We start from the raw sequence: 8,210 nt of genomic DNA on the forward strand, positions 1-8,210 counted from the left end.
CCAATCGCACTGGAACCAAGACATGATGAAACACAAGGGGAATCCCCTGCTGCAGCAATTGCTGGATAACCTGGCCGGATATCCCGATTCCGGATTCACCCCGGAGGAGCGCACCCAGATCGAGCAGATGCTGGGTTTTTATTATCGTCACATCTCGGCGGTGGACCTGGAGTCCTCCACGATCGCTGACCTGGTGGGGGCGGTTATCGCCCACTGGCAGTTGCTGAAGGCGCGCAAGGGAGATGAACCCTCGGTGCGGGTCTATAACCCCAACTTTCAAGAGCACGGCTGGCAAAGCCCCCACACCATCATTGAGGTCGTCGCCACCGACCGGGTGTTCCTGGTGGATTCGCTCTCCATGGGTCTCAATCGGGAAGGCCTGACGATTCACCTGACTATCCATCCCCTGGTACGCACTGTGCGGGACAGCGCGGGACGCCTGCAGGAGATCAGGGCGCCAGGAGAGAAGGGGGGCGAGAAGGAGGGCGTGGTGGAGTCCCTGATCCACTTCGAAGTGGAGCGGCAGCTCTCCGCCGATGTGCTGCATGGGCTGGAAACGATGATTCGCGATGTGATCCGTGACGTCACCCACGCCAATACCGACTGGCAGGAGATAAAACAGCGGGTCAACGCGATCAGCGAAATCCTCGACCGGGATAAACTGCCGATCGATGCCACGAAGCAGTTTGAAGCCGGTGAGTTTCTCAAATGGATCAATAACGAGCATTTCACCTTCCTGGCCTATTGCGAATTCGATCTGGTCGGTGCGGGGGAGGCCCCGGCGCTGCAGCTCAACAGCACCTCGCAGTTGGGGCTTTTTCGCGAATCCTGCCTCAATGACCAGCAGGCGGGGGCGGTCATACCGGTGGCCGGTGAATCCGCTATCGCCAGCCAGGAATTCCTGGTGGTGACCAAGTCCAATGCCAAGTCCACGGTGCACCGCCCGGCCTACATGGATTTTATCGGCATCAAGCGTTTCAACCGGCAGGGCGAGGTGGATGGGCTCTATTGCCTGCTGGGCCTGTTTACCTCCGTGGCCTACAACAGCCCGCCGAAGGACATACCGCTGCTGCGGCAGAAGACCCGCGAGGTGATTAGACGCGCCGGTCTCTCCGCTTCCAGCCACTCGGGCAAGGCGCTGGACAACATCCTTGCCACCTTCCCGCGCGATGCACTGTTCCAAACCCCGGTGGATGAGCTGGAACGGCTGGCGATGGGCATCCTCGGTCTGCAGGAACGGCAGCGCACCCGCCTGTTCGTCACCCGGGACCTGTTCAAGCGCTTCTACTCCTGTCTGATCTACCTGCCCCGGGAACGCTACTCAAGGCGGTTGCGGCTGGCGGTCCAGAAGGTGCTGGTGAACGCACTGAACGGGACCGAGGTCGAATTCAGCACCCAGTTCACCGAATCGACTCTGGCGCGTATCCATCTGATCATCCACACGCCGGTCGGCGAGGAGATGGCGTGCACCCCGGCGGAGTTGGAGTCGCTGGTCATCGGCGCCACCACCACCTGGCGCGATGAACTGCATACCGCGCTCATCGAACAGTACGGCGAGGCGCAGGGTTCGGAGTATTACAAGATCTATGAGAACGCCTTCCCGAGCGGTTTTCGCGAAGACTTCTACCCGCGCACCGCGGCGGCCGATGTGGCGCGGATCGAACAGGCACGGCAGAGCGGGCATCTGGGTCTCCACTTCTACCGCCCGATACTCGAATCCTCCGAGTATGTTCATTGCCGGCTCTACTTTGCGGACAATCCGGTACCGCTCTCGGATGTGATACCGATCCTGGAGAATATGGGCCTGACGGTATTCGGCGAACGGCCCTATCGGGTTCGCCATCGGGGTGGACACGTCTGGATACACGACTTCTCCATGCGCTACGCCGGCGGTCACGAACACCTGACCGACGAGATCAGCCGGCTGTTCCAGGAAGCATTCCTCAAGGTCTGGGAGGGCGATGTCGACAATGACGGCTTCAATCAGCTGGTGCTGGATGCCGGGCTGATGTGGAAGGAGGTGGTGTTGCTGCGCGCCTATTCGCGCTATTTGAAGCAGATCCATTTCCCCTTCAGCCGCTCATATATCATCGAGAGTCTGACCCGCAATGCCGATATCACCCGCTTGCTGGTGGACCTGTTCAATCTCAAGTTCAACCCGGCGCGCAAGGCGAGGACGTCGCAGATCGACGCCCTCCTGCAGAAGATCGACAGCCAGCTCGAAGCGGTGGCCAGCCTGGATCAGGACCGCATCCTGCGCAGCTATGTCAACATCATCCAGTCCACCCTGCGCAGCAACTTCTTCCAGCCGGATGCCGAGGGGCGGCTCAAGTCCTACATCTCGTTCAAGGTTGACCCGCGCCAGGTGAGCGGCATGCCCCTGCCGATGCCGATGTTCGAGATCTTTGTCTTCTCCTCGCGTATGGAGGGGGTGCATCTGCGCGGCGGTAGGGTGGCCCGTGGCGGGCTGCGCTGGTCCGACCGGATGGAGGATTTCCGTACCGAGGTGCTGGGCCTGATGAAGGCGCAGATGGTGAAGAACACGGTGATCGTGCCGGTCGGTTCCAAGGGCGGCTTTATCGTCAAACGCCCCCTGGATGGCCTGGAGCGCGAACAGATGATGGAAGAGGTGGTGTACTGTTATCGCACCCTGCTCAAGGGGATGCTGGATATCACCGACAACCTGACGGACGGCAAGGTGCTGCCGCCGGTCGACGTGGCGCGCTACGACGAGGATGACCCCTATCTGGTGGTGGCGGCGGACAAGGGGACCGCCACCTTCTCCGACATCGCCAACGGCGTGGCCGCCGAGTACGGCTACTGGCTGGGGGATGCCTTCGCCTCCGGCGGCTCGGTCGGCTATGACCACAAAAAGATGGGCATCACCGCGCGTGGCGCCTGGGAATCGGTCAAACGCAATTTCCGCGAGCTGGGGGTCGACATCCAGAGCAGCGATTTCCGCGTGCTGGGGATTGGTGACATGTCGGGTGACGTGTTCGGCAACGGCATGCTGCTGTCCCGGCATATCAAACTGGTGGCGGCGTTCAACCACCAGCACATCTTCCTCGATCCGGATCCCGATCCGGAGCGCTCGTACAAGGAGCGCAAACGGCTGTTCAAGCTGCCACGCTCCAGCTGGACCGACTACGACAAGAACCTGCTGTCGGCGGGTGGCGGCATCTTCCCGCGCAGTGCCAAGTCCATCACCCTGAGCGATGAGGTGAAGGCGATGACCAGTGCCAAGGTGGACCGGATGACGCCCACCGAACTGATCAACCTGCTGCTCAAGTCCCCGGTCGATCTGATCTGGAACGGCGGCATCGGCACCTATATCAAATCCGAACAGGAGAGCCACGAGGACGTCGGCGACAAGGCCAACGACGCACTGCGGGTAAACGGCAGCGAGCTGCGCTGCAAGGTGGTGGGCGAGGGCGGCAATTTGGGCGTCACCCAGCTGGGGCGGATCGAGTTTGCCAACAAGGGCGGGCTGATCTATACCGACGCCATCGACAACTCGGCCGGCGTCGACTGCTCCGACCATGAGGTCAATATCAAGATCCTCCTGGGCCAGGTGGTGGCCAATGGCGACATGACCGAAAAACAGCGCAACAGACTGCTGGTGGAGATGACCGACGAGGTGTCCGAACTGGTACTGGCGGACAACTACGCCCAGACCCAGTCGATCAGCATGGTGTTCTCCGAGGCGCCCGAGCGTCTCAACGAACATGCCCGCTTCATCGACTTCCTGGAAAATGAGGGACGGCTCAATCGCGCACTGGAGTATTTGCCCAGCAAAAAGGTGATCGCCGAACGCCAGGCGGAGAAGCGCGGCCTGACCAAGCCGGAAGTGGCGGTCCTGCTTGCCTACAGCAAAATGACCTACTTCGATGCCCTGATCCACTCCGATATCCCGGATGATGAATTCCTCGAAATCGAGCTGATGGACTACTTCCCCAAGGCCCTGGGCGAGCGCTTCAGCAAGGAGATGCGCTCGCATCAGCTGAAGCGGGAGATCATTTCCACCCACCTGACCAACAGCATCGTGGATCACATCGGCCCCGGTTTCGGCTTCCGCGTGCGCGAGGAGGTGGGGACCAATATTGCCGGGGTCACCCGCGCCTATCTGTCGGCCAGCAAGATCTTCTCCACCGATCAGCTGTGGCGCGAGATCGAGGCATTGGATAACCAGGTGGCCGCCTCGGTGCAACTGGAGATGATGCGCATGATGGCCCGCCTGCTGGAGCAGAGCGTGCTGTGGATACTGCGGTCGCGTCAGAAGATCGTGGTACGCGACCTGGTGGATTACTTCCAGGAGGGGGTCCAGGAGCTGCTGGAACAGATGCCGAAACCCCTCGCCTCCAAAGATCGGCTGACCCTGAACCGGCAGATCAAATATTATCTGAATGCCGGCGTGCCCCGCGAGGTGGCGCAACAGGTGAGCCGCACCGTGATGCTGGCATCGGCCATGGATCTGGTGGAGGTCGCCAGGCAGCGAAAGCGGCAGATCCAGGTGGTCGCATCCCTCTATTACAACCTCGGTTCCACCCTGGAATTTCACTGGGTGCGTGACCAGATCGCCAAGCTGGCGGAGCAGAGCCACTGGCACAGCATGGCCAAGACACGCCTGATCAATACCCTGAACCGGCACCAGCGGGAGCTCACCGCGCAGATACTGGCCACCACCGTGAAGAAACAGAAAAACGCCAGGAAGATGATCGAGCAGTGGGCCGAAGAGTACCGCTTCGCCTACGACCGGCATCAGCGAACCATAACCGACCTGAAGGCCCGCACCTCGGTCGACTTCGCCATGATGTCCGTGGTGGTGGCGGGGGTCGGTGCTCTGCTGAAATCGGACCTGTAAACACACAACGGCGATGGAGGACCGCCCCGGCGCGCAATCGCGGCGGGGCGCCACTCCTACAAGTCGGTCGTCCACCAGGAATGTGGGCCGGTCAGTAGGAGGCCCGCCCCCGGGCCGATCGGTCGGCGCACCACGGTCGATCACGGCCATCCCCGACCCACCGGCCCAACCGTTATCAAATCGTGAACTTTCCGTGATCCAAGCCGGATCTCCCTCCTGTTTAATTACCTCAAGCCAGCCGCCGGGAGCGAATCCGCGTCGCTGCTGGCAATCGTGCCGAAGGGCGAACAACACCTCTCAGGGAGAAGATCATGTCAAACAAAACCACCGCACTAAAAATCTGTACCATGGCCATCATGTTGTCCGCCGCCGGTATCGCCACCGCGGCTGAAATGGTCAAGGACGGCTCCGGGCAGCCGGTCATGGGTGTCACCCAGCCCATGATGGCCGACAAGATGGACAAGATGGACAAGATGGACAAGATGGAAAAGAAACCGATGATGGACGACAAGATGGACAAGAAAACCATGATGGATGACAAAATGGAAAAGAAGCCCATGATGGATGACAAGATGAAGAAGTAGGGGGTAACCGCTTGGTAGGGTGGGTACGTTGTTTGTGCCCACGCTGACAGGTTTGAATGTGCTATCACCAGTGCCAACCCGTTCTCACCGCCCGGAACAATCGGGTAGGTTGGGTTAGCCCTACCCTTTACCCATAAGTGGGCCGGAACCGCATCCGGGCGTAGGATGGGTGGAGCGCCCCTATGAACTCTCCGCCGGCTCCCTCTCCGGCGCGCAACCCATCGCGCACCTGCATCCGCATCCGAAGATGGGTTACGGCGCGCCCAGCCGCCACGGACAGCCTCCAGCAACGGTGGCGCGCGCCTCCACCCATCACGCGTGTTCATCGGCATTTGTGGGTTAAGGGCAGGGTTCTCCCGAAGGGCGTGACTCAACACAGGGGTATTGGGACACTTCTTTCAGCCATTAGCCACCCCTCGGCAGGCCATGTATCATGTATCCAGCGTCAGCGGCAGAGCGAACATCACCCATGACCCATCGCGTACTGATCATCGAAGATGACCCGGACATCGCCCGGCTGGTTCGCATGCACCTGGATGACATCGACTGCCAGGCGGATATCATCGGCGATGGCAGGGAAGGGGTCAGCCGATTCAACCACGGCCACTACGACCTGGTGGTGCTGGACCTGATGCTGCCGGGCATGGACGGGCTGGCCGTCTGCCGCGAGATCCGCAAGAGCGAGGGTTACGTACCCATCTTGATGCTTACCGCCAAATCCTCCGAGCTGGACCGCGTGCTGGGCCTGGAGATGGGGGCCGACGACTACCTCACCAAGCCGTTCAGCGTGCTGGAGCTGCAGGCCCGCATCAAGGCACTGTTTCGCCGCACCGAGGCGCTGACCAGCCAGCGGGCGAGCCAACCGGAACAGGCGGTCATCGACCGCGGCGATATCGTCATCGATGTCACCCGTCACCAGGTACAGGTACGCGGCGAGCCGGTGGAGCTGACCGCCCGCGAGTTCGATCTGCTGCTGCACTTCGCCAGCCATCCCGGCTCGGTTTACTCGCGCATCCAGCTGCTGGACTCGGTGTGGGGCTACAACCACGAAGGCTACGAACACACCGTCAACACCCACATCAACCGGCTGCGCACCAAGATCGAGCCCGATCCGGCCAACCCCCGGTACATCCTCACGGTCTGGGGTGTCGGCTACAAGTTCGCCGAGACATGCTGAGGACGCTCTACGCCAAACTGGCGGCCGGACTGGTGGTGCTGTTCATCACCATCGGGCTGCTGTATGCCGTCATCAGCACCACCGCCACCAAGTACTACCTGCAGGAGGTGAACCAGTCCTTCAACAAGGAGCTGGCGCGCAACCTGGTCATGGACCGCAACCTGGTGGCCGAAGGGCGGATCAACCAGGAGGCGCTGAAGGAGACCTTCCATCAATACATGGTGATCAACCCCAGTATCGAGATCTACCTGCTGGATCTCGACGGCAAGATCCTCGCCTACTCGGCCGATCCCGGTAAGGTGAAGCGCAACCATGTCTCCCTGGCGCCGCTGAAGGCGTTTCTCGAAGGATCGGAAGCCTACCCCCTGCTGGGTGACGACCCGCGCAGCCATGACGGCCAGAAGGCGTTCTCCGTCACCCCGGTGCCCACCACCGCCCACCCGGAGGGCTACCTCTACGTGGTGCTGCGCGGCGAGGAGTTCGACTCGGTGGACAAGACAATCCGCGAGAGCTACTTTCTGCAACTCAGCGGCTGGGCCGTGGTGGTCAGCCTCGGTCTGGGCCTGCTGGTCGGCCTGATCGTGCTGCGGCTGCTGACCCGCCGGCTGCACCGCCTCTCCAGCCTGATGGCGGCCTTCCACCAGAGCAACTTCATCTCCCACCAACCCTACCTGCTGGAACAGAAACGACCGAGTGACGAGGTCGACCGGCTCGGCCTCACCTTCGACCAGATGGCCACCCACATCCAGAACCAGCTGGAACAGCTCAAGGAGCAGGACAGCCTGCGGCGCAAACTGGTGGCCCAGGTCTCGCATGATCTCCGAACCCCGCTCGCCTCCATGCTCGGCTACCTGGAGTCCCTGGAGCTGAAGGGGAGCGACATGGCCGAGGCCGAGCGCCGGGAGTACACCGCCATCGCCCTGCGCCAGGCGCGGCGCCTCTCCCGGCAGGTCGACGAACTGTTTGAACTGGCCAGCCTGGATGCCCGCGAAACCCAGCCCCATTGCGAACCCTTTGCCGCCGCCGAACTGGTGCAGGACGTGGTGCAGAAATATCGCCTGCGCGCCGAACAACAGCGGATCGAACTCGTCATGAACCCACCCCCGGCGCTCCCCTTCGTCTACGCCGATATCGGCCTGACCGAGCGGGTGCTGGAAAACCTGATCGAAAACGCCTTCACCCACACCGACAGCAGCGGCGCCATCTCCCTCACCCTGGCGGCGGAACAGCAGGGCGTCGCCGTCACCGTCCAGGACACCGGCTGCGGCATCAACCCGGAAGACCTGCCGCACATCTTCGACCCCTTCTACCAGTCCGCGAAAAAACGCACCTCCGGCGAACACGCCGGCCTGGGCCTGGCCATCGCCAAGCGCATCATGACCCTGCAGCAAGGGGAGATCCGGGTGGAGTCCACACCCGGCAGCGGCAGCATATTTACCTTCATTCTGCCGCTGGCGGTGGAGTTGATGCCGGGGGAGTGATGAATGGGCAACGGGTGCGACTTCTCGACTGGATAAACCCGATAGTTGCAAAAATCAACCTGTAGGAGCGGCGCCTCGCCGCGAAATCGGCCCGGGGGCGGACCTCC

At 61.6% G+C, this 8,210-nt stretch carries 4 protein-coding genes; all 4 read left to right on the top strand.

What is annotated here, in order from left to right; translation table 11 throughout:
• Window positions 1-22: 22 nt before the first annotated feature.
• The 4 genes from NPX02_RS09300 to NPX02_RS09315 all read left to right on the top strand — a co-directional run bounded on the left by NPX02_RS09300 (window position 23) and on the right by NPX02_RS09315 (window position 8,103).
• Window positions 23-4,861 carry an NAD-glutamate dehydrogenase gene (locus NPX02_RS09300; RefSeq protein WP_260293253.1) on the top strand — a complete coding sequence of 1,613 codons (4,839 nt, stop codon included), beginning with the start codon at window positions 23-25 and terminating at the stop codon, window positions 4,859-4,861.
• A gap of 311 nt (window positions 4,862-5,172) precedes the next feature.
• Window positions 5,173-5,445 carry a hypothetical protein gene (locus NPX02_RS09305; RefSeq protein WP_260293255.1) on the top strand — a complete coding sequence of 91 codons (273 nt, stop codon included), beginning with the start codon at window positions 5,173-5,175 and terminating at the stop codon, window positions 5,443-5,445.
• Between the two features lie 469 nt (window positions 5,446-5,914).
• Complete coding sequence (locus NPX02_RS09310) at window positions 5,915-6,622, top strand: response regulator transcription factor (protein WP_260293256.1); 708 nt, start codon at window positions 5,915-5,917, stop codon at window positions 6,620-6,622.
• Complete coding sequence (locus NPX02_RS09315; protein ID WP_260293257.1) at window positions 6,616-8,103, top strand: sensor histidine kinase; 1,488 nt, start codon at window positions 6,616-6,618, stop codon at window positions 8,101-8,103. Before NPX02_RS09310 ends, NPX02_RS09315 begins: the two co-directional genes overlap by 7 nt.
• Window positions 8,104-8,210 lie beyond the last annotated feature (107 nt).

Source organism: Sedimenticola hydrogenitrophicus (genome assembly GCF_025175675.1).
GTDB lineage: Bacteria > Pseudomonadota > Gammaproteobacteria > Chromatiales > Chromatiaceae > Sedimenticola > Sedimenticola hydrogenitrophicus.

Coding starts and splice junctions, on each gene's coding strand:
- NPX02_RS09300 (WP_260293253.1), top strand. CDS start 23: ATGATGAAACACAAGGGGAATCCCCTGCTGCAGCAATTGCTGGATAAC.
- NPX02_RS09305 (WP_260293255.1), top strand. CDS start 5,173: ATGTCAAACAAAACCACCGCACTAAAAATCTGTACCATGGCCATCATG.
- NPX02_RS09310 (WP_260293256.1), top strand. CDS start 5,915: ATGACCCATCGCGTACTGATCATCGAAGATGACCCGGACATCGCCCGG.
- NPX02_RS09315 (WP_260293257.1), top strand. CDS start 6,616: ATGCTGAGGACGCTCTACGCCAAACTGGCGGCCGGACTGGTGGTGCTG.